Genomic DNA, 20,237 nt, shown 5'->3' with positions numbered 1-20,237 from the left:
AGCCTTGGGTCTACCCACGGAGAGAGAGATGGCAGAACGCCTAAATAATGACTTTCAATTCCTGGATGTCGCACGCCAAGATCCAGAGAAAAAAGAGATTGACGTCCGCAAAGCAGAATTTGTGGAAATTTATAAACCTTTCACAACAGAAGTGGCTGCAAATCAGTCACATCGTTGTCTAGGTTGTGGTAACCCGTACTGTGAATGGAAATGTCCGGTTCATAACTACATCCCAAACTGGTTGAAGTTACTGGCAGAAGGCCGTATTTTCCAGGCAGCAGAACTGTGTCACCAAACCAATACTTTGCCAGAAGTCTGTGGTCGTGTTTGTCCTCAAGACCGTCTGTGTGAAGGTGCTTGTACCTTGAATGATGGTTTTGGTGCAGTCACCATTGGTAATGCCGAGAAATATATTAATGACACCGCTTTCGCTTTAGGCTGGCGTCCAGACATGTCTCATGTGAAATGGACTGACAAGAAAGTTGCTATCATTGGGGCAGGTCCTGCCGGTCTAGGCTGTGCTGATATTCTGGTACGTAATGGTGTTAAACCTGTTGTATTTGATAAACGTCCTGAAATTGGTGGTCTGCTGACTTTCGGTATTCCAGAATTCAAGATGGAAAAAGACGTGATGAAACGCCGTCGTGAAATCTTCACGGGTATGGGTGTTGAATTCCGTCTGAATACTGAAATTGGTACAGATGTCACCATTGACCAGTTACTTGCTGACTATGATGCTGTCTTTATGGGTATGGGAACATACACTTATATGAAAGGTGGCTTTGCTGGTGAAGATCTGGATGGCGTCTATGATGCACTGGATTTCCTGATTGCTAACGTGAACCGTTGCCAGGGGTGGGAAAAAGACCCATCCGAATACATCAGCGTTGAAGGCAAAAAAGTGATTGTCTTGGGTGGTGGTGATACCGCGATGGACTGTAACCGTACTTCGATCCGCCAAGGCGCTGAGTCAGTGGTTTGTGCTTATCGTCGTGATGAAGCGAATATGCCGGGTTCACGTCGTGAAGTAAAAAATGCGCGTGAAGAAGGTGTGGAATTCCAGTTCAACCGTCAACCTATCGAAATCGTGGGTGAAAATGGCAAAGTGACTGGCGTCAAAGTGGTAACGACTCAACTGGGTCAACCAGACAGCCGTGGCCGCCGTAGTCCGGAACCAATTCCAGGTTCAGAAGAAATTCTGCCTGCAGATGCGGTATTGCTGGCATTTGGTTTCCGTACCAGCCCAGCAGACTGGTTCACTGATGTAGAAATCAATCTGGATGGTTCTGGTCGCGTACTTGCAGCTGAACAACAGCAATACAAATTCCAGACCTCAAATCCAAAAATCTTTGCTGGTGGCGACATGGTCCGTGGTTCTGACCTGGTGGTGACTGCGATCTGGGAAGGTCGTCAGGCTGCAGAAGGTATTCTCGATTATCTTGATATTTAATCTAATTTAATCATCTATTTAAAAAAAACCCGCTACGGCGGGTTTTTTTATTTTTCTTTGTTTTGAATATTTGGTTAGCTTAATCCTATGAGCTTATAAAATATGAATTTGAACTTATAGATATATCCAATATTAATTCGTAGCTCTGAAGCAAAACAGAAGGAATAAAAACGATATAAGTAAAAAATTATAAAAATTAACAAAAAATGAGAAAAATATGTTTAAAATCAAATTAATTAAATAAATATCAATAAAGAATTGAGGAGAAAAGATGATTCCTGTATTAAAAAAATCTTTCATTGCTCTGATGTTAGCCAGTACCCTGACGCTTACAGGTTGTGGCTATAACACCTTACAAGTTAAGGATGAGGCGGTGACTGCGGCATGGTCTGAAGTACAAAACCAGTATCAGCGTCGTGCTGACTTGGTGCCAAATTTAGTGAATGTTGTCAAAGGCTATGCCGCACATGAAGAGCAGGTATTGACTGAAGTGACTCAGGCACGTGCCAATGTTGCAGGTTTGAAAGTTGATCGTGAAGTGCTGGAAGATCCTGAACTGTTCCAGCGCTATCAGGAAGCACAGGCACAAATGACCAGTGCCTTGTCACGTCTACTGGCAGTAACTGAAAATTATCCTGATCTAAAAGCCAATGAGCAGTTCCGCGATTTACAGGTACAACTTGAGGGTACTGAAAACCGTATTGCGGTAGCGCGTAACCGTTATATTACGACTGTACAAGATTTTAACTCTTATGCACGTCAGTTCCCGCAGGTGATGACGGCCAAAGTCATTGGAATGGATACCAAGCCAAACTTTAGTGCAGAGCAGAGTGCGCAACAGGCACCTAAGGTTTCATTTGACTAAGCTTGATCTTGGGTAATCACTAATAAGGTGGCTGCAATGATGCATATAAGCGCTGTAAAACTTTATATAGGTCTATTTCTCAGCCTCATTATGAGCCTGATGAATCCTGCCTGGAGTGAAACAGCAACAGCAACTGATACAGAAGAAGTGATTGTTGCACGTGAAATTTTGCAGCCTAAAACGAATACTACGGATCAAAATGTAGAATCTGCAGATACAGCACCGCAGCCCCAAATTGTCAATGATATGGCAGAAGGTCAGGTTCAGCGCAACTTGCCCAGCATGAATGAACCGGTGATTGATCAGGCAAATTTATTAACGGCAGCAGAAAAACAGCAACTTAGTCAAAGAATCATTAATCTCTATCAGGCAGGTAAGGCTCAGATCGGCGTAGTGATTGTCCCTACTACGGGCCAGGAAGATATTTTTGACTATTCCATGCGTGTGGCGGATCGCTGGCAATTGGGCTCAAAAGAACATGATAATGGTTTGTTAATGACCATTGCGGTAAATGACCATCGTATCCAGATTTTAACTGGATATGGGTTAGAAGGTGTTTTGCCAGATATTGTGGCTGGACGGATTATTAATAACAAAATTACACCTTTGTTTAAGCAGGGTCAGTATGCGCAAGGGATAGATGCCGGTCTGGCAGAAATCGAGCGTATTCTAAATCTAGATCCTGAGATTGCAGCTCAAGCAGCGGCTGAGCTTAAAGAACGTCAGGAACAGGCTTATAAAGCACAGCAAGCATCTCAAGCGACTTTTGGTTCGGTTATTTTTATTATCGTCGCTGGTGTCATTGGTTCCATGATCTTTGGCAGGAAGTTGAGTGCGGCCACTGCTGCAGTAGCGGGTACCGCAGCCGGGTTAGTCAATGGTATGGGATTGGTCGCTAGCCTATTAATTGGTGCTGGAGTTTTCTTTTTGCTCGTGACCTCACTTGCTCAGTTGATCCTGCATGCTTTCATGGCAGGTGGAGGTCGTGGCGGTGGTAGTGGACGTGGTGGTTTTGGAGGCGGCGGCTTCGGTGGAGGCGGCGGTGGTTTTGGTGGGGGAGGAGCATCAGGCTCATGGTAACAACTACAGATACAACAGATATTGTCACGCAGCCTAAGCTGGAAGAGCATGCTCAACCAAGTTTTAAGCGCTGGCTTAAGCACTTCTTTTATATGCCTGCAACCAAGCGGTTTTTCTCCAAGCAGGATCAGCATGCGATTGCAGTCGCTGTGGAGGAAGCGGAGCATGGGCATGTTGGGGAGATTCAGGTGGTGATCGAAGGATGTTTGCCTTCTCGATCTGCTTATTATCAAGATACGCTTTGTCGTGCCCGACAACTTTTTGCTGAACTCGGTGTGTGGGATACAGAGCATAATAGTGGCGTGCTTTTATATTTAAACCTCTGTGATCATAAAGTTGAAATTGTGATTGATCGGGGAATTAAGAATGCGACGACCCAGCAAGTTTGGGATGAAATATGCCAAAATATTATTCAGCATTTAGTCCAGCAGAAGTTTAAAGAAGGTGTAATTGAAGGCGTGGAACAGATTGGACAGGTTTTAGATCATTACTATGATCGAAAAATAGATGATTTAGAAAATGAATTAGGGAATAAACCGATTATATTGGGGTGATTTTAGTCAACTAACTGACATTTTTTGTCAGTTGGTTACACAAAAGAAAACACAAAAATTACAAAAATAAAAATATTTTTTTAAAGTGCTGTTTTTTCTCTCAATTTTATTATAATAAAACTTGGCATACTTAGTGCTAAATATAAAATTAAGCTAAATGAGCTTTTCTTTAGGCTTATAAATAAACAAAAACATTTGTGGAGAATGTTATGAATACAGTACAAAAGGGTTTTACCCTGATTGATACTCCATAAGTGTCCATATAAAATGAACAATCCATAAGTAAGTCAATATGGACATAAAAATAATAAATTAGATATGAAGAATCACTATTATCTTTTTCTACTTTTTTCAATCTCCGTTTTTACTCATGCTCAAGAACTAGACTTCATTCAATATTCAGATATTTCATCAATTCCTCAAATTGTTTTGAATCCAAAAATCCAAACAGAACTTCAAACATTGTTAAAGCATGATTATCTAAAATTTCAATCTAATTTTGACAATTACTCAGCGCCATATTTACTGAAAACAGATGAGGCGCTGTATTATGAAGGTCGGTCTGGAAGCACTTTAGATGCTTCATCCGCGATTGTGTTTAAAGATGGGCGATTGTTTGCTGCAATATATTTTTCCAATACCAAGACTTTAAAATACTTTAGCAACGATGCTAGTTGCTCAGAACAGTTACATCCTGCGATTCAAGTTTTTGCTCAGCAGCGTGAAATTCAAGGTATTGAATATGCAACAGCTAGAGCCAATACCGCTTTAAAATATAATTTTGGCCTCGCTTCAAAATGTGAAACCTATTTTAAAAAAATAGGAAGATAGCTGTGTTAGCGGCAGTGTAAAAATGCCCACCTTGGTTAATATAGTGGTCGATTTATTGTTCGTGTTCCATCATTGTTCATCAAAAACTTGCCTTGGAAGCAGCATGGCGTGGTGTAAGTATGAATCATCAGGTGTCGGCAAAATTAGCTTATGTGACTATTTCTGGTCGTCTAACAAGTAAGAATAACCGGTATGCTACGAACAGGAATAGGTGATCGTTTTATCTAGAAATTTGTATGATATTGTTAGATTTAAGGCTTGATCAGTAAAATTAGAGCTTGAGGTGATGCTATGACGTTATTGGAACAGCAGGTAGTACCAGCAGCTGTATTGGGAAAGTCAGTACTTAGGGCTGCTAAACTACTTTCCCTTAGTCAGTCTCAGCTCGCAATAGTGCTAGATATGGATGTTGAGGCAATCACTCAATTGCAAAACCAACCTGAATTAGATCCAAATTCTAAACAGGGGAAATTAGCACTGTTGCTGATTCGTCTATACCAGGCTTTACATGCTTTGACAGGTGGTGATCAGGCTGCGATGAAGATTTTTTTAACGTCCGAAAATAGAGTCACTAGCGGTATCCCAATTCATCAAATAGAAACGATGAGTGGCTTGATTTCTGTTCTTAATTTTGTTGAAGCCCTTGAGTGACAATATACTCCTATGGACTAACTTACAATCAACTTTCACAAATTATGTTGTGTAACGCATGTAACAAGTTGGAATTATTTAAAAAAGGATAACTAAAAATGCAACCGACTGAATTAAAACAATTACCAGACTGGCTGTTAGAACAGTTACCCCAAATAACTGAACCAGCAATTTTATCACTGCGAGATACGAAACTTGTCGTCACTTACCCTGATCGTATGGAAGCAATTCATGAAAGCTTAAAAGACGTACAACACCAGATCCATCATGTCAAACCTACAGATTTACAGATTTTACCAGAGGTTTATCAATATTTTGGTAAGGATAAAGAGAGTGGAGGCTTATTTTTTAAAACCTCTGAGTATCTTTCTAGTAGTTTGTTTTCCTACACCGATAAAAATAAATTTGAGCATTTACAATCTGCTTTACAGACTGCCTTTGAAAATGAGCAAGCATATCTCGCAAATCCAACAGACTTTTTAACTGCCTATCATTTTATTGATACACACCCAGCTTTTTGGACGGTTATTGGTGATGTACCATCATGGCACTGGAATACATGGGGGCACTGCCAAAATGTTTATCACGGTGCATATAATGATGAAGATAATGGGCAATTAGTGATTTATTTAGAAACTGGCTCACATCTCAATAAAGTAGAAGATGGTGGTAAATTATACCAAGAGCATTATCATGATTATCGTTTAGATGTTTGGGCAAATACGTTTGAACAGGCGTTTATCAAGTTGGCGGCAAAGGTGTATAAGTTTTTTGACCATCAAGGTGTTGAGCGCCTAAATGTGCCACATATAAAACCAGCATGGACGAGGGAGCTTGAAGAACGAATTGCAGAATTTAAAAAATGGAAAGATGAGGAGCTGTGAGTATTCACTATTAGGTGGCGTCCACGAGTTGTTAAAGTATGTCGCTTAAAACTTCTGCCAATGTTTGACCATTTTGACGATTGATCAATCTAGCAGACATACCAAATGCTGTCGGCCCTGTAAAATCTGCAAGTGCTGTATCCCCAATAAATAGGACTTCTGAAGCTTGGCAACCTAGTTGGTTAATGAGTGACTGATAGATTTTCGACTCAGGTTTAATTGCAGCAACTTCATAACTCCGAGCATAAGCATCAAGGGGCGGTAATAATGGAGAAACAATTTTTCCATATGGCATAGCTAAATTTGAGCATAATGCCAATTCAATCCCTAATTTCTTTAATTCTTCCAAAGTTGATAAGGTATCTTCATACAGTGTAATAGAGCGTAACTCTTTATCTAAATCATGCTCAAGTTCTTGCAAAATTGGTCTGGAATATTTACTGCTAATCGCTTTGCAAGCTCTGCCAAATTTAAATTGTGGGACATAATAAATTTGGCATCATCAGGTTTTGGTTGTCGTCCATGTTCTTTTAGCCATTTCATTAATTTTCTATATGGGGAACGTCTTTCCCCTATTTTTACAAGTGTACCAAACACGTCAAAAGCAATGACCGATGGCTCAATATGACTTGCTTTTATCGATGAATCCATATTTTTACAACCAATTAAATTAAGTTTCACTTTTAATCGAGATTATAATAAGAAGGTCAGTTAAAAATTAAGAGAGATATTTGATATCTCCCTTTGTTTATTTTATTCACTAAAGTTTGTAAACATAATTTTAGGAAAATTTTTCATAAAGTGGCGTCTAACAAGATTGAAATCACTGATATCATTTTGATTTTTTTCAAAATAATTCACCCACGCTAAAGTCGCATCTTGGTCATTTAAGTTGGGATTAACATTCAGAAACAAAGCTAAATCAAATGTACGGTCAATATTAAACTCTTTGATTAGTGCAACAGCAGTTGAACGAACTTCCTCAGAAACAGAGAATTTTGGAGAAAAGTAGTTATTCATAGTTGAACTTCCTTAAAAAACTATATAATGAAATTTAGAACGGCTAATTTGTTTTTTAATAAAACAATATAACCTGCTGTAGGTTAAATTAGCATGATGAAAGTTGTTTATCAAGTTAAATTAACTTGCTATAGGTTAATTTTTTAATTTAAAGGTTGTTATGATTAGTTGTAGGTTGTCAAATTTGATGGGTGAGCGAAAAATTTTAAAGCTAAGTGAGGTAGCTCAAGCGACTGGTATCAATCGTAATACGCTAACAAGTCTTTACTATGATCGTGCAGTACGAATTGAGCTTTCAGTCGCTGATACCTTATGTGAATATTTTAATTGTAATATGCAGGATTTATTTGAATATACCAATGAGTCTAGAAAAAGGGATGGCACTTAAGTAAAATTTCATCCCTTTTTTAAAACTCAATAGGATGCTTTAAATACAACTCGGGATCATTCCAAATTTCCTGAATGTATTCTTTCGCTGCAAAGTCTCGTAGTATTCTTGCTCTTAACGTATCAAAACCATCCCAATAATCTAAATTTTTATTTGGGAGTCTATCCGCTAAATCATCAACCCAAGGAATATGATGTAATTTTTCTGCAATTGTTAAGGGATGAACTGTTCCAGTCAAAATAAGTTTAAACTGCTCTTCTGAAAGCAGATGACTATATACATTCACCTTAGATTTATAATATCGCAACAGTACTTTGGTCAATAAACAAAAATATAACAATGAGTTATATCCACCAACACCATTTACGTCACTGATATGATATGGGGGATAAAAAGTCTCAACTGCGTAATTTTCATAAATTTTAAGAATAATTAACTGCCCTGTTTCTGATAATTCGCGAATAAATTTTATTTCTTTCACTTTTGATGCAGATAAATATTCATTACTAGGGTCTGAACCTAAAAGCAGCTTTATATCTTGATCTAAATATTCATTTAAACGTATGTGCTGAATATCATAGGGAGTCTGTTTACCAAAGAGTAACCAGTTTGGATTCACTGAAGTATGTTGCGCTATTTTTTCCAATTGTCCGAAGGTGGGTTCTAATTCTGCTCTAAACCATGCTTCAGCCTCATCAGCCGTATCTTCATTGATCTCAAAAGCTAATTCAGCAATTGTAAATTCATTGAAATGATAAATTTTTTTCAATTCACTTAATACAAAATTTAAACGTTCAGCTACCACTTTTTTTCGCTCTGTCGGAGATCGAGCTCGAAGAAAGTTTTCAACGATTTTTGCTGCTTCAACTTGAATATTGTCATTCATGACGAATGAATCGTAAAGTCGAGAGGTCGCTTCTGCATTGATAGAGCGTTGATTCGCTTTCGCTGCAGCATCAATTTTAGCTTTTAGCTCTTCAGGAATACGAAGATTAAATTGGATATCTTTCTTACTCATACATTTTTAAGTCGGTAAAAAATAGCACTAGCATTATGCTATAAAAAAAGAGTTGACATAAGTGTTAGCATATTGCTATGTTAGCAATATGCTAACAATTGGTGTGATGCACATGAAACAGACGAATCTTCGTTTACCCATAGATTTAGTTTCTTGGGTCAAACAAATGGCAAAGCAAAGACATCAGTCAATGAATGCTTTTTTTATTACAGAATTGGAACGATTAAGAAAAGAGGAACAGAGAGAATTGACAAAAAAGTAATTATTTTCATTCGGCAAAAAGTATAAAAGCCCATGCGGGAACATGAGCTTTTATGAATGTCTTGATTGGCGTCTAGACACTTCGATTTTGATGGATAGGGGCATTTTTGTCAATCCTATCCCAAGGTCACTTTTTGCCTGTTTTTTAATAAACAGGAGGCTCAAAATGAGCACTAAACTTAAAAATGGTCAGTCACGCTACCAATCAAAAGCCAAAGTCGTGACCATTAAAAAATTTCAGTTATTGACGTTGGTTAATGCAACCCGTTATTTAAATGATGCAGCGTTTGAAAAACATGGTGATGCTTACCTTGAATTCCCTGTAATTGTTCAAGGAGATGGTAGCCCTTCTGACGTTTTTAATCTGTATTTGCTGAAAAAACTTGAGCAAACAATACAGTATGATTTTAAAACATTTGCATCTATTGCCAATCAGTTGGTTGATTTTCAGCGTTTTTTAGAAGATGAGCAACTGGACTGTTTGAAATTCCACAAACTAAAACAGTCAAATGCGATTTTTAAATATCGCACTCGTCTTATTGAGCAAGCGAATGCAGGTCTAATTTCAGCTCGCTCTGCGAGTAATCGAATTAATGCGGTAGTGAATTTTTATCGATTTCTTGTCACAAAAGACTTAGTTGATCATCAGCGCTATGGCATACCGTTTAAAGATGTCTACAAATATATTGCCGTGGATAATGAGTTTGGCGCACGTCGAAAAATGGCAATTAAGTCGCATGATCTTGCGATACATGTTCCAGCCAAGGCTCCGAATTCTGAAGCCATTATTGACGGTGGTGAATTAAGCCCACTTACTGTTGAAGAGCAGGCTGTTATATTAAAAGCACTGCAAAAATCATCACGTGAATATCAATTGATGTTTTATCTTGCATTGTTTACAGGTGCTCGTTTACAAACGATTTGTACTTTGCGAATCAAAAACTTAATTGGTTGTGAGCTTGATAGTCATGGCTTTATTCGTCTGCCCGTTGGAGCGGGTACAGGTGTGGACACTAAATTTCAAAAGCCGATGACACTTTTGATTCCAAATTGGTTAGTACAAGATCTTAAAATCTATATCAATAGTGAGAAAGCGCGTCTGCGTAGACAGAAATCAAATTATGGCGACTCGGATGAAAACTATGTGTTTCTCACCAAGCTTGGTACACCTTTCTACACCAGCAAAGCTGAACAGCAGAAGTTAACTGAAAAGATCAAAGCATCTGACTCCTTTGAGACTCGACTGAAAATCTATGAAGGTGAAGCAGTACGTAGTTATTTAAAAATGGTGTTATTGCCTGAAATTCGTCTAATTGATCCACAATTTAAAAGTTTCAAATTCCATGACTTACGTGCCAGTTTTGGGATGAATCTGCTGGAAAGTCAGTTACAGCATCTACCTGCAGAGCATTCTGCTATGACCGCTGTTGAGTATGTGCAAGCTCGGATGGGACATCGCAACATCAGCACGACTTTACAGTATTTGAACTATCAATCACGGTTGCAATGGCGCAGTAAAATTCAGCATGAGTATGAGTCTAGCTTGATGAAATACGTCAAGTCCTCTGTGGATTTAGCAGGAGATTTGTCATGAATTTTATTCGTACCCCGTTGTTTGTACATATCACTGATATTCATAAACAGATTACTGAGCATGAGCATTTAATACTCGTGCTCAAAGATAAAACGGCCTCATTTTCTTTTAGAACTTTAGATATTGGTACATTCTTTTTTGCTAAAAGAGCATGTTCTTTCGATGTATCAGACAATGAGCTTGTCGCTTCTTTTGATGAAAAAAGACGCTATTTTTTAAAATGTTTTACAGATTATCTACTGCAAATGGATGGATCGGACCTATCAAAAGGGTTGTTCTATTGCATCATCAAGATGTTTTTGGATTGGATTGATCAACAAAAGAAAATTTTTGATTTATCCGATAAGGACAGCATTATCGATGCCTATCGTCGCTATAGTAAATCTCTGGTTGATCGGACTTTGCTTGCGGACACTGATGAAGATAACTTGGCTGCGCATACCGCAAAGCAGTATCAGCGTTATGTTGCAAAACTGATAGCATATGTATTTGATTGTCATGAAATTGATATTTCTAGTCAAGCGATGCAAGTACAGTCTCAGCGTTATGATGTGCCTATTTTGCCAATCGCTAAAGAAGATCATGAAAAAACTTATGCAACTTTGTTGAATGTCTTTCTTGAAATTCATCGTATTGTTGTACAAGAAAATGACTTTCCTGCGCATTTTCAATCTGTAGATGAAGAAGATTTTTATTTTTACTCGGGCTTTCATCATCAAATTGAAAAACAGCATATTCAGTTCGATATGCAGAGGTATCTAGCTAAATATACGGCTATTCCATCTTTGTCAAAAATGCTAGCTGATTTTGAGTTAGAAGAAGATAGTGAGCATCGAAAGCGTGTACGTGAAAACCGCAATCAAGCGATTCGTAAACTTGAAGAACGCAACAAAAATAAGCGGCATTTAGAGCGTGAAAGACTTGCATCCTACGGCCTGACCATCGGCATGCTGTTATTTATTGCACAAACTGGAGCAAATCTAGACACTGCTCAACAGTTACACCTTGATACGATGGAAATCCTACCGAGTACACAAGGCCGACGCTTTTCAGGAACGAAAAGCCGTGCAAGAGGCAAGACAGTACGGCCAGAGTTTGGAGTTAAATTTGAGCCGATTTTTAGAAAAATTTTAGAACTTCGCGCTTGGTATATTCAAGATGAGTCATGTGATTTTGTATTTCCGCTACGTAATGAAGTGAGAAAATTAAGCGCAATTGGAAATAATAAACTTCAATTACTTAAAAGATTTTTGCAGCGTATTTTCCCGAAAATGGCTTGGATCACCCCACAAGAGTGGCGCAAGCATGTTAGCAGTCAATATGTTGAATTGAGCGATGGCGATTTATTGCTTGAAGTCGAAAAAATGGGACACTCACTCGATACTGCGAAGAAAAACTACAGTCGAACTTCATTTAAAGATGCAAGCCAACAGATTTCACAATTCTTTTATGAACTGCGAGAAGTTGCAGTTTCACAAACTCGAACCGTTGAGCGTATTCCTGTACAAACGTTAGATGAGACTGCTGATGTTCAAACCTTACCTGTCGGGGCTTGTACGACTATCAGTCTACAACCTGAAAAAGCAACAGGTTTTACCGCGCAAGCCCCTACACCCAATTGTCAGCAATTTGAGCATTGTCTTTTTTGTCAACATTATGCAATCCATGCAGATGACGAAGATGTGCGTAAGCTTTTATCACTGAAAAGCCTGCTCGGCTACGTTAAACAAAAAGCTACGGACTTAATCAAGTGGGAACAGCAGTTTGGGGTTGTACTACACCGAATTGACGAAGTACTCAACGATTTATCAAATACTTATGAAAATTTACGTAATCGTATTTTTTCAATTCAAGAAGAAGTAGAAAGCGGTGATTTAGATGCGTATTGGCTGAATCATTTTGAATTGCTAATTGATTTGGGGTGGATATCATGAGTTCATTTAATTCGTATTTGTATGCCAGTGGCGTTGCTGAGCAGTTTTTACCAGATGAATATCGTTTGGAGAATAATCAGCTGACTGTTCCCACAAGCTTTATTTTATCCCGTATGTCAAATGGCACAACATTATCTCAATTTGGCGATGATGTTTGGGACTTTTCACCCTATCTGCCGAAGTGTCACTGTAAATTAAATTTTAAGAGCTGGTTGAAACATGCTCGTGAGAATGATTTTCTCTTCTGTCAAATACGTGCTGAAATGAAAAAAATCATTTTTACGTTGCTTTATATAAAATCAGGTAAGTCGATTATTAAAAGTGTTGAGCAACGCCATCTTGTCTTGCGACAGTTTGCTGCAATTGCTTACCGCAATGGTTGCACATTGACACAATTATTTAGTGATGCAGGTTATATTGCGAAAGTGCATGAGGCTTATGCTGGTATCAGTTATCAAAGAGCTAATCACATCAAAGCATTTTTAACTGATTGTTTTGCATTACAGCAGCAGTACCCATTGCTCATTCCTGCGTTTAGTATATATAAACCGATTGAGAATTTAGCAAGACTTGCTGCACAAATACGCTTGCGATCAGGTAAAGTCGGCCCGCAAACAAAACTTATTCCTTCACGTATTTATATTGCCTTAATTAATGCTTTAGCAGATTTATTAAACGAGTTTAATCAAAATGCGCCTGCTTTGCTGAAATGGTTTCAACGGATTCAGCAAGATGTAAATTTTGCCCTGATGCCTGTTGAGTTTAGACGTGCTAAACGAGCGATAAGTTTCAACGATGCACGTGATTTGCTGGGGTTAACTCAGCTTTTTGAGAATCATCAGATTCAAAAACATGCCAATCTCACTCGTTATATGACGTTGATTCAAGGCATGGCCAAACTTTGGATTCATCTATTTACAGGTATGCGGGATAATGAAGTTAATCAACTGTCTTATGACTGCTATCAAACGGTTCAGAGCAATGAGCATCTTGTGCATGTGTTAATGGGCTATACCTCCAAGTTACATGGTGGTGGTAATAAGTCCACCTATTGGATCACGTTTGAGGACGTTAAATTTGGCGTGAATGCAGCACAAAGTATTGGTGAAATCTACGCCTTATTTAATCCGCATTACGATTTTTCTAATCCTAGTGAATATCCTTTATTTCCAACACGATATTCACAAAAACATCGGCATAAGAATAATCGAAATATTAAAAATGAAACGGATTTTATTTCCAATTTTTCAGGTGCTCCGACTCGAACACAGTCTAATTTTAATCAGTATTTAAGCCGTATTTCTGTCTTGCTTGGAGATGGGTTGAAAATCACAGAAAGTGATATCGCCGAGCTTGAAGCTTTTGATGGTTTCCGCAATTGGCGAGAAGAAAAAGACTGCCAAGTTGGTGAGTACTGGAATATCTGTACCCATCAATTCAGGCGTTCGCTTGCAGTTTATGGCGCTCGTTCAGGCATGATCGGACTTGGCGCTTTGTCAGTCCAATTTAAGCATCTAACAGAGTCTATGACGTTGTATTACCGTAATAATGCGGTATTTGCACCGAATATTTTAGTGAGTGACAGTCAAAAAGAGTTTCTTCAAGAGTTGGAATATCAACGTTTGGTGCATTCTTATGCACAATTTGAAGATGGTGTAATTAATAGTGCTAGTCGTTTGCTCGGTGGTGCAGGAACCTATTTGCAGCTGCAAAAAGACCGCGAGCAATTACTCACAGTATTTCCGAATCGTGATGAAACCATCAAGCGTATGAAAAAAGCAGAAATTGCTTGCAAGACTAGCCTGTTTGGTGCTTGTACTAATCCTGATTCTTGCGAAAAAATTTCATTTACTGCGATTACCAGTTGTTTGAGTTGTGCCCATGCTGTGTTTGATGCAACAAGTGCTGAAAAAATGCAAAAAGCGGTTCATCGACTACAACGGCAGCGAGATATGCAAGTACAGAACAGTCTGCTATACGGGCAAATGGACAGTGAGATTTTGGCTTTAAACAAAATGATTCAAAAAATTAAAACGATTAATATTGAGGTGTAAAATATGAGTGCACTTAATGATTATTACGCTGCTTTAGAGCGATTAAAAGCCAACAAACCGATTGTTCTACCGAAAGGCTCTGCGATTAATAACGATACGGTTGCAATGGAGGCTGGACGTAAACGAGGCTCGATTAAAAAGAGCCGTCATGCAGCATTAATTGAGGCAATTGAGCAAGCTGCACAGGCAGCAGGGCAAAATCTTCTTTCGCCTGCACAACGGATTGAGCAAGCGAAAACTAAGACAAAAGCTGTGAAAAGTGATTATGAACAGCTTAGGGAAGATTATGAGAAACTGCTAGAAAAGTGCAATTCTCTATTGCTAGAAAATTTTGACTTAAAAGAAACGCATCGAATTTGATGCGTTTCTTTATTAAAAATGAAAATTATTTATAAATTTATTATGCGTAAGTACACGTGCCTACACTGTTTTTCTCAATTAAATCTTTCGCGGCAGCATGAGTTACGTCAGTTGCAACACACCAAGTAATACCTGTATTACCTAATGTTGGAATAAATTTAATTCCTTTACCATCAACACCAGCAGCATTAATACCATCTTCTAATGTGACAGTAATTACACCATCTGTTGTCGCAACAGACTTAACTTCCTGAGTGGCTGTAAAGTCATCATTGGCTGTAACACCATTATCACCAGCATCACAGTTGGCTAAAGCCCCAGTTTCTTGAGCACATAAACCTACTTCCATCTTTAAAGTATTAACAGCTGTTAACGCTTTTCCAACTTTTGCTTTTACAGTGTAATTTTGATACTGAGGAATCGCAACCGCAGCCAAAATACCGATAATAGCGACAACAATCATAAGCTCGATCAACGTAAAGCCTTTTTGAGCGTTCATAACATTCTCCACAAATGTTTTGTTAATTTATTTATAAGCTTTGTAAGCTAGTTTATAGTTTGCACAAAGTGTGCCAAAACATATTACTCAATTATTTCTTGTTAAATCAATACATTGTTCAATATATTAAAAATCTTAGTATGTACATAAGTAAGTTTATGTAACTAAGTGACGAAAAATGTCAGTTTTGTTGGTTTTGAGGAAGATAAATATGGAAGTTATTGGTAGTAGGAATAACTAAATTATTGGCAGCTAAGCAGATGTGTGCTTGTTAGTTGAATTGTTTTGCTTATTTGCTTACTAATTCACTTTGAAATTGAAAAATACTGTCCTATGCTGAATACTTCATATATAGGGAATAATAGAGTGAAACGGCTAAAAGACTTCAAAACTACCGAGCGAATACCTCGTCCAGCTGTAAAAGTTTTTCCCATACAATTTGGTGATGACGAAGAGAGTAGACGTATTGTTCTGCATCATGCAAGACGTGTGATTCTTCAGCATAAAGAAGAAATACAGAAGTTGGCTTATAAATGAGTCTGAATTTTTTACTCTATTTTTAGCTTATCAAAATTTTAAAATATCTCACGACTAGTCTGCTTTTACAAAAAATCATCCTATCACACCAAGTAAAAGCTATTTTCTAATATGGACAAATTGGGAAAATTTGTCTTTTTAAAAGCATGTCCATATGGACATGATGGATAATGAAGTAAAACAAGGTAATTCAATAACTTAATATGTGTCCATATAAAATGACTTATGGAATGTTATATATTAATGATTGTTGTAGCAATTATCGGTATTTTGGCTGCAATTGCACTTCCAGCTTATCAAGATTATACAGCTCGTGCTCAAGCATCTGAAGGCTTTAAAGCAACTTCTGGATTACAGTCTGATATTGGGACATTTGTAGCGGATAGAAATCGTTGGCCTTTACCTACGGATGATGTTGGAGCGGCTGCAGCTTTGTTAGAGGGTAAGTATTTTTCAGCTGGAGGTGTAGTTTTAACTGGTGGAGATGCTATTACAATTACTGAGCCAACGACACCTTCAGTAATTCAAGTTACCTTTGATAATGGGGCTAATAACGGTAAAGTTATGACTTTAACTCCTTCAATAGTCGCTGCAACTGGTCAAATTTCAGGGTGGACTTGTGCCCCTGGTGCTGGTGCTACTGGTATTGAAGCGAAACGCTTACCAACTAGCTGTCAATAATAGTTAGTTTAAAAAAGAGAGCATTAGCTCTCTTTTTTAATTTAGACAGATATAATATTTAAAAAATTTTACTAGGGTGTGTTGACATTTTCTGTTCAAAAAAATAGCGAGAAAGTAAAATTTAATCGCCAAACCAAATTTACTTCTCGCTATGCCCCGTACAATGCTGAATGATCAACACTGGTCTAAGTTACTTTCTATTTTCCGAAATTTTGATATCTATTTCAAATCTAATTTGAGAAATTTTGTCGAAGCAATACTTTATAGAATAAGAACAGGCTGCCCATGGCGTGATTTGCCTAAAGAATTTGGTTCGTATAATTCAATCTTTAAAAAATATAGTCGTTGGTGTAAAAATCATAAGTTAATGAAAATATTTAAATTAATTTCTTCAAATGCAGATATGGAATGGGTTTTTATTGATGGTAGTCATGTTCGGGCACACCAACATTCTGCTGGAATAAAAGATCAGGATATCTCTAAAAGCATTGGTGGAAATAGTTCTAAAATACACTTAGCTGTTGATGCGGATGGCAATCCAATCGAAATTATTATCTCCGATGGAACGATACATGATGTCAAGATTGCTCCCAAAATGATTGAAAAACTTGATTTGAGTGAAACGGAAGTATGTTGTGCAGACAAAGGATATGACTCTGAATCATTAAGAGAACAAATATCTGCGAAAAAAACTAAAGCGAATATTCCAAGAAAATCAAATACTCAGTCAAATAATAATCATATGGATTGGTATTTATATAAAATCAGACACTTAGTTGAGAATGCATTTTGTAGGTTAAAGCAGTTCAGAGGAATAGCAACACGATATGATAAGCTAAAGTGTAGCTATGAAGGGGCAGTTGCATTAGCTTGTATATTTATTTGACTACCTTTATCGGGTAAATTCTATACTTGAAATGTCAACAGACCCTAATACTTAATTTTGAAAGTAGAACAATTTATGTGGTTGAAAAAATTTAAATATTTCTTGGTACATTTATTCTTGTCTATTTGTGTTGCTGTTTGTTTTTTAGGTATAGTTTTTTATGTTTGGCATCCACAACCTTTGGCTAAAGCGGTAGGCGTCACTAATATTTTTTTTATGATGCTTATAATCGATGTAATTTTAGGCCCATTATTAACATTATTCATTGCAAGAAAAGGAAAAAAAACTCTTAAATTTGATTTATTGGTTATTGGTATATTCCAGATCTCTGCATTAGCATATGGTATGTATAATATTATTATTAGTCGTCCTGTTTGGATTGTATTTGACACAATGCGATTTGAACTTATTCAGGCAAATAATATCCCACAACAAATATTAAAAAATGCTCCTGTACCATATAATTATCTAGGCTTTTTAAACCCTAAATGGATTGCTGTTAAAGTTGCAGAAAATGAACAAGAAAAATCTGATCGCACATTTTTTGAATTGCAAACAGGTATTTCACCAAGTATGCAACCTACCCTATATGAGCCAATAATTAAACAATCACAATTGATTCGAAAAAACTCTCATGATTTAAATGAGCTGAAACAATACAATCCAAAAATGGTAGTTGAAAGAATTTTAATAGAATATCCTGAAGCTAATGCTTGGCTTCCTTTAAAAGCAAGTGAAATAGATATGGTTGTTTTAATTAATAAACAAAAAGCTAAAGTTGTGAAAATTGTTGATCTCCGTCCTTGGAACTAAATAAAATTAAAGTATCTAAAAAAGCAGATTACCCTTTAATCTGCTTTTTGTTTATCATGTGCCAAACTTCCACCGCCTGATATTTCCATGAAATTCACGCTTGCCCTCATTGCAGCAATTCTTATCTCCCTTGCCTGGCTAATACCCGTGCACTACCGCCCATGGGTGACTTATACTGGTGAGTTATATGCGTTTTTTGCTTTATTAGCATTAGTAACGCTTTTCTTAAAAGAAAAAATTAAACTGCCAGCGGTAGGTTTACCTTTATTACTACTGTCTTGTGTTCCTCTTATCCAGTTGGTCGTAGATCAAGTGTTTTTCTTTAGCACAGCCATGATGGGATCAATCTATATATTGAGCTTCTGGCTAGCAAGCATGCTGGGCTATAACCTATCTACAGGAAACTATAATCGAGAAGAAACTTTTACTAATTTGAGTTATGTGTTTCTGGCTTCAGGTACAGTCACAGGTTTAATTGCTTTGTGTCAGTGGACTAACTTAGATGCCACCCTACCAGGTATGGTAAATATTAGTGGTAGCCAACGACCTTATGCTAATTTCGCCCAGCCAAACAATATGGCGACTTTTTTAGTCATGGCATTGATGAGCTGTTTATACCTTTATGAAAAGAAAAAAATCCAGACTAAATGGTTATTTGTATGTGCTGCAATTATTGTCATGGGAGTTGCTTTAAGTCAGTCACGTACAGCATGGGTCGCTGGGATCGCGATCATATTGTATTTAGCGTTCTATCAATATAAAGGGATTATTCGCCTGAAATGGTATTACAGCACAGCATGGTTCATCTTTTTTATTTCCTGTATTGTCGCTTTTCCATTGCTAAGTCAATTGGCGACTCAGGTCATGGATGCCCAGGTAGTGCAAAGCCGCGATGTAGTAGCGCGTGCTACAGGGGATATGTCCCGTCTGGCAATCTGGCAGCAAATGCTAACGGCAATTCAGGCACGACCTTGGTTTGGCTACGGCTGGTATCAGACCAGTGCCGCCTTTGTCTCTATTAGTGATACGGTGCAAGGTCCAGTCTGGATTCGCAGTGCACATAACTTTATTATTGATTTCTTACTGTGGAATGGGCTGGTTATTGGTCTGCCTTTCTTAGCCTATTTCGGCTATTTGGGTTATCAAATGCAGCGATGGGTTAAGACCCCTGAGTCGGTCATTGGTATTTTGATGATTGGGGCTTTTCTTACCCATGCCATGTTTGAGTTTCCGCAGCACTATGCCTATTTTCTTTTACCGGTTGGGTTTATTGTTGGTACGGTTCTAGCCCAAAATCCAAATATCAAAATTGTTACTTTGCCCGCTATAGCAATGAAACTTATTTTCGGATTGGGGCTGCTGTTATTGATTGTGATCTATCGGGATTATGATGTTGCTGTGCCAAAACTGGGTCAAAGTATTCGTTATGAGCAACAGCTTGAAAAAATCACCAATCAACAGCCAATCTATTTGCTAACAGAGTTTAATCATCGTATTGACTGGATTCGTCTTAATCCTTATAGCAAAGCATCCCTTGAACAGATTCAAGCAGGTGAACAGATGGTATTAAGTTATCCAACTAAATATAATCTGATTAAATACGCCAAACTACTAGCTTTTAATGGCTATGAAGAGGAAGCTAAGCATCAGCTGCAACGTTTAAAAGTTATTCAAAAAACCGAACTCAGTTATGAGGAATTGATTCAGGATATGCCAAGGTAAATTTCATATAAAAAAGCCAGCAAGAGCTTAATGCCAGTCAGTTAAGCAAATATTAGTAAAATGTAGTAAAAATGAGTGTATGTAAATACGCTCATTTTTTTATGACTTTATCTGAAAATTTAGATTGCACCCTTCAACATTCTTTACCTTCACTT

Annotated in this window: 20 protein-coding genes and 1 pseudogene; 17 read left to right on the top strand and 4 right to left on the bottom strand. The window is 37.6% G+C overall.

Going from position 1 to position 20,237, the window contains the following annotated elements; translation table 11 throughout:
* Positions 1-28: 28 nt before the first annotated feature.
* The 7 genes from FTU19_RS02260 (at position 29) to FTU19_RS02230 (ending at position 6,315) form a co-directional block, all read left to right on the top strand.
* Complete coding sequence (locus FTU19_RS02260) at positions 29-1,450, top strand: FAD-dependent oxidoreductase (protein WP_180025542.1); 1,422 nt, start codon at positions 29-31, stop codon at positions 1,448-1,450.
* Positions 1,451-1,721: 271 nt separating this feature from the next.
* Complete coding sequence (locus tag FTU19_RS02255; RefSeq protein WP_004787108.1) at positions 1,722-2,315, top strand: LemA family protein; 594 nt, start codon at positions 1,722-1,724, stop codon at positions 2,313-2,315.
* Between the two features lie 36 nt (positions 2,316-2,351).
* Positions 2,352-3,395 carry a TPM domain-containing protein gene (locus FTU19_RS02250; RefSeq protein WP_180130030.1) on the top strand — a complete coding sequence of 348 codons (1,044 nt, stop codon included), beginning with the start codon at positions 2,352-2,354 and terminating at the stop codon, positions 3,393-3,395.
* Positions 3,389-3,949, top strand: a complete 561-nt coding sequence (locus FTU19_RS02245) for a TPM domain-containing protein (protein ID WP_180130027.1) — start codon at positions 3,389-3,391, stop codon at positions 3,947-3,949. The genes FTU19_RS02250 and FTU19_RS02245 overlap by 7 nt, the downstream gene beginning before the upstream one ends.
* A 318-nt stretch (positions 3,950-4,267) precedes the next feature.
* A complete protein-coding gene (locus FTU19_RS02240; RefSeq protein ID WP_180130024.1) occupies positions 4,268-4,780 on the top strand; it encodes a hypothetical protein in 513 nt (170 codons plus the stop codon).
* A 291-nt stretch (positions 4,781-5,071) separates the two neighbouring features.
* A complete protein-coding gene (locus tag FTU19_RS02235; RefSeq protein ID WP_005018086.1) occupies positions 5,072-5,431 on the top strand; it encodes an antitoxin Xre/MbcA/ParS toxin-binding domain-containing protein in 360 nt (119 codons plus the stop codon).
* A 98-nt stretch (positions 5,432-5,529) separates the two neighbouring features.
* Positions 5,530-6,315 carry a hypothetical protein gene (locus FTU19_RS02230; RefSeq protein WP_180130021.1) on the top strand — a complete coding sequence of 262 codons (786 nt, stop codon included), beginning with the start codon at positions 5,530-5,532 and terminating at the stop codon, positions 6,313-6,315.
* 31 nt (positions 6,316-6,346) lie between these two features.
* Here FTU19_RS02230 and FTU19_RS02225 read toward each other — a convergent pair.
* Together FTU19_RS02225 and FTU19_RS02220 are read right to left on the bottom strand one after the other, a co-directional pair.
* Positions 6,347-6,966, bottom strand: a pseudogene (locus FTU19_RS02225) (HAD family hydrolase).
* Positions 6,967-7,068: 102 nt separating this feature from the next.
* Positions 7,069-7,335, bottom strand: coding sequence for a hypothetical protein (locus FTU19_RS02220; RefSeq protein WP_180130018.1), 267 nt, complete (start codon positions 7,333-7,335; stop codon positions 7,069-7,071).
* Between the two features lie 160 nt (positions 7,336-7,495).
* On the opposite strand from FTU19_RS02220, the gene FTU19_RS02215 reads away from it, so the two are divergent.
* Positions 7,496-7,723: a helix-turn-helix transcriptional regulator gene (locus FTU19_RS02215; protein ID WP_180130016.1), complete on the top strand. Its 228-nt coding sequence runs from the start codon at positions 7,496-7,498 to the stop codon at positions 7,721-7,723.
* A 19-nt stretch (positions 7,724-7,742) separates the two neighbouring features.
* On the opposite strand, the gene FTU19_RS02210 is transcribed toward FTU19_RS02215, so the two are convergent.
* Entirely contained in the window at positions 7,743-8,741 is a 999-nt protein-coding gene (locus FTU19_RS02210; protein WP_039047105.1) for an Arc family DNA-binding protein, read from the bottom strand.
* A 112-nt stretch (positions 8,742-8,853) separates the two neighbouring features.
* On the opposite strand from FTU19_RS02210, the gene FTU19_RS02205 reads away from it, so the two are divergent.
* The 5 genes from FTU19_RS02205 (at position 8,854) to FTU19_RS02185 (ending at position 14,944) form a co-directional block, all read left to right on the top strand.
* Positions 8,854-9,003: an Arc family DNA-binding protein gene (locus FTU19_RS02205; RefSeq protein WP_228153534.1), complete on the top strand. Its 150-nt coding sequence runs from the start codon at positions 8,854-8,856 to the stop codon at positions 9,001-9,003.
* Positions 9,004-9,168: 165 nt separating this feature from the next.
* Positions 9,169-10,596: a site-specific integrase gene (locus FTU19_RS02200; RefSeq protein ID WP_180130013.1), complete on the top strand. Its 1,428-nt coding sequence runs from the start codon at positions 9,169-9,171 to the stop codon at positions 10,594-10,596.
* Positions 10,593-12,530, top strand: a complete 1,938-nt coding sequence (locus tag FTU19_RS02195; RefSeq protein WP_180130011.1) for a hypothetical protein — start codon at positions 10,593-10,595, stop codon at positions 12,528-12,530. The genes FTU19_RS02200 and FTU19_RS02195 overlap by 4 nt, the downstream gene beginning before the upstream one ends.
* The gene (locus tag FTU19_RS02190) at positions 12,527-14,584 is read left to right on the top strand and encodes a hypothetical protein (protein WP_180130008.1); all 2,058 of its coding nucleotides are present in this window, start codon (positions 12,527-12,529) and stop codon (positions 14,582-14,584) included. The genes FTU19_RS02195 and FTU19_RS02190 overlap by 4 nt, the downstream gene beginning before the upstream one ends.
* A 3-nt stretch (positions 14,585-14,587) precedes the next feature.
* Positions 14,588-14,944 (top strand): hypothetical protein, encoded by a 357-nt coding sequence (locus FTU19_RS02185; protein ID WP_180130006.1) that lies wholly within the window; start codon positions 14,588-14,590, stop codon positions 14,942-14,944.
* A gap of 40 nt (positions 14,945-14,984) precedes the next feature.
* Here the strand turns inward: FTU19_RS02185 and FTU19_RS02180 are convergent, their stop codons facing one another.
* Positions 14,985-15,443 (bottom strand): prepilin-type N-terminal cleavage/methylation domain-containing protein, encoded by a 459-nt coding sequence (locus FTU19_RS02180; protein WP_180130003.1) that lies wholly within the window; start codon positions 15,441-15,443, stop codon positions 14,985-14,987.
* A 780-nt stretch (positions 15,444-16,223) separates the two neighbouring features.
* On the opposite strand from FTU19_RS02180, the gene FTU19_RS02175 reads away from it, so the two are divergent.
* The 4 genes from FTU19_RS02175 (at position 16,224) to FTU19_RS02160 (ending at position 20,082) form a co-directional block, all read left to right on the top strand.
* The gene (locus FTU19_RS02175) at positions 16,224-16,661 is read left to right on the top strand and encodes a pilin (RefSeq protein WP_180130000.1); all 438 of its coding nucleotides are present in this window, start codon (positions 16,224-16,226) and stop codon (positions 16,659-16,661) included.
* A 151-nt stretch (positions 16,662-16,812) separates the two neighbouring features.
* Positions 16,813-17,547, top strand: coding sequence for an IS5 family transposase (locus FTU19_RS02170; protein WP_180129998.1), 735 nt, complete (start codon positions 16,813-16,815; stop codon positions 17,545-17,547).
* Between the two features lie 75 nt (positions 17,548-17,622).
* Positions 17,623-18,360: a TfpX/TfpZ family type IV pilin accessory protein gene (tfpZ, locus tag FTU19_RS02165; protein WP_180129995.1), complete on the top strand. Its 738-nt coding sequence runs from the start codon at positions 17,623-17,625 to the stop codon at positions 18,358-18,360.
* 87 nt (positions 18,361-18,447) lie between these two features.
* Positions 18,448-20,082, top strand: coding sequence for a PglL family O-oligosaccharyltransferase (locus tag FTU19_RS02160; RefSeq protein WP_180129993.1), 1,635 nt, complete (start codon positions 18,448-18,450; stop codon positions 20,080-20,082).
* Positions 20,083-20,237 lie beyond the last annotated feature (155 nt).

Source organism: Acinetobacter sp. YH12072, assembly GCF_013419565.1.
Lineage (GTDB): Bacteria > Pseudomonadota > Gammaproteobacteria > Pseudomonadales > Moraxellaceae > Acinetobacter.
The sequence above is the reverse complement of the archived record's forward strand: the minus strand, read 5'-3'. Positions and strand labels throughout refer to the sequence as shown.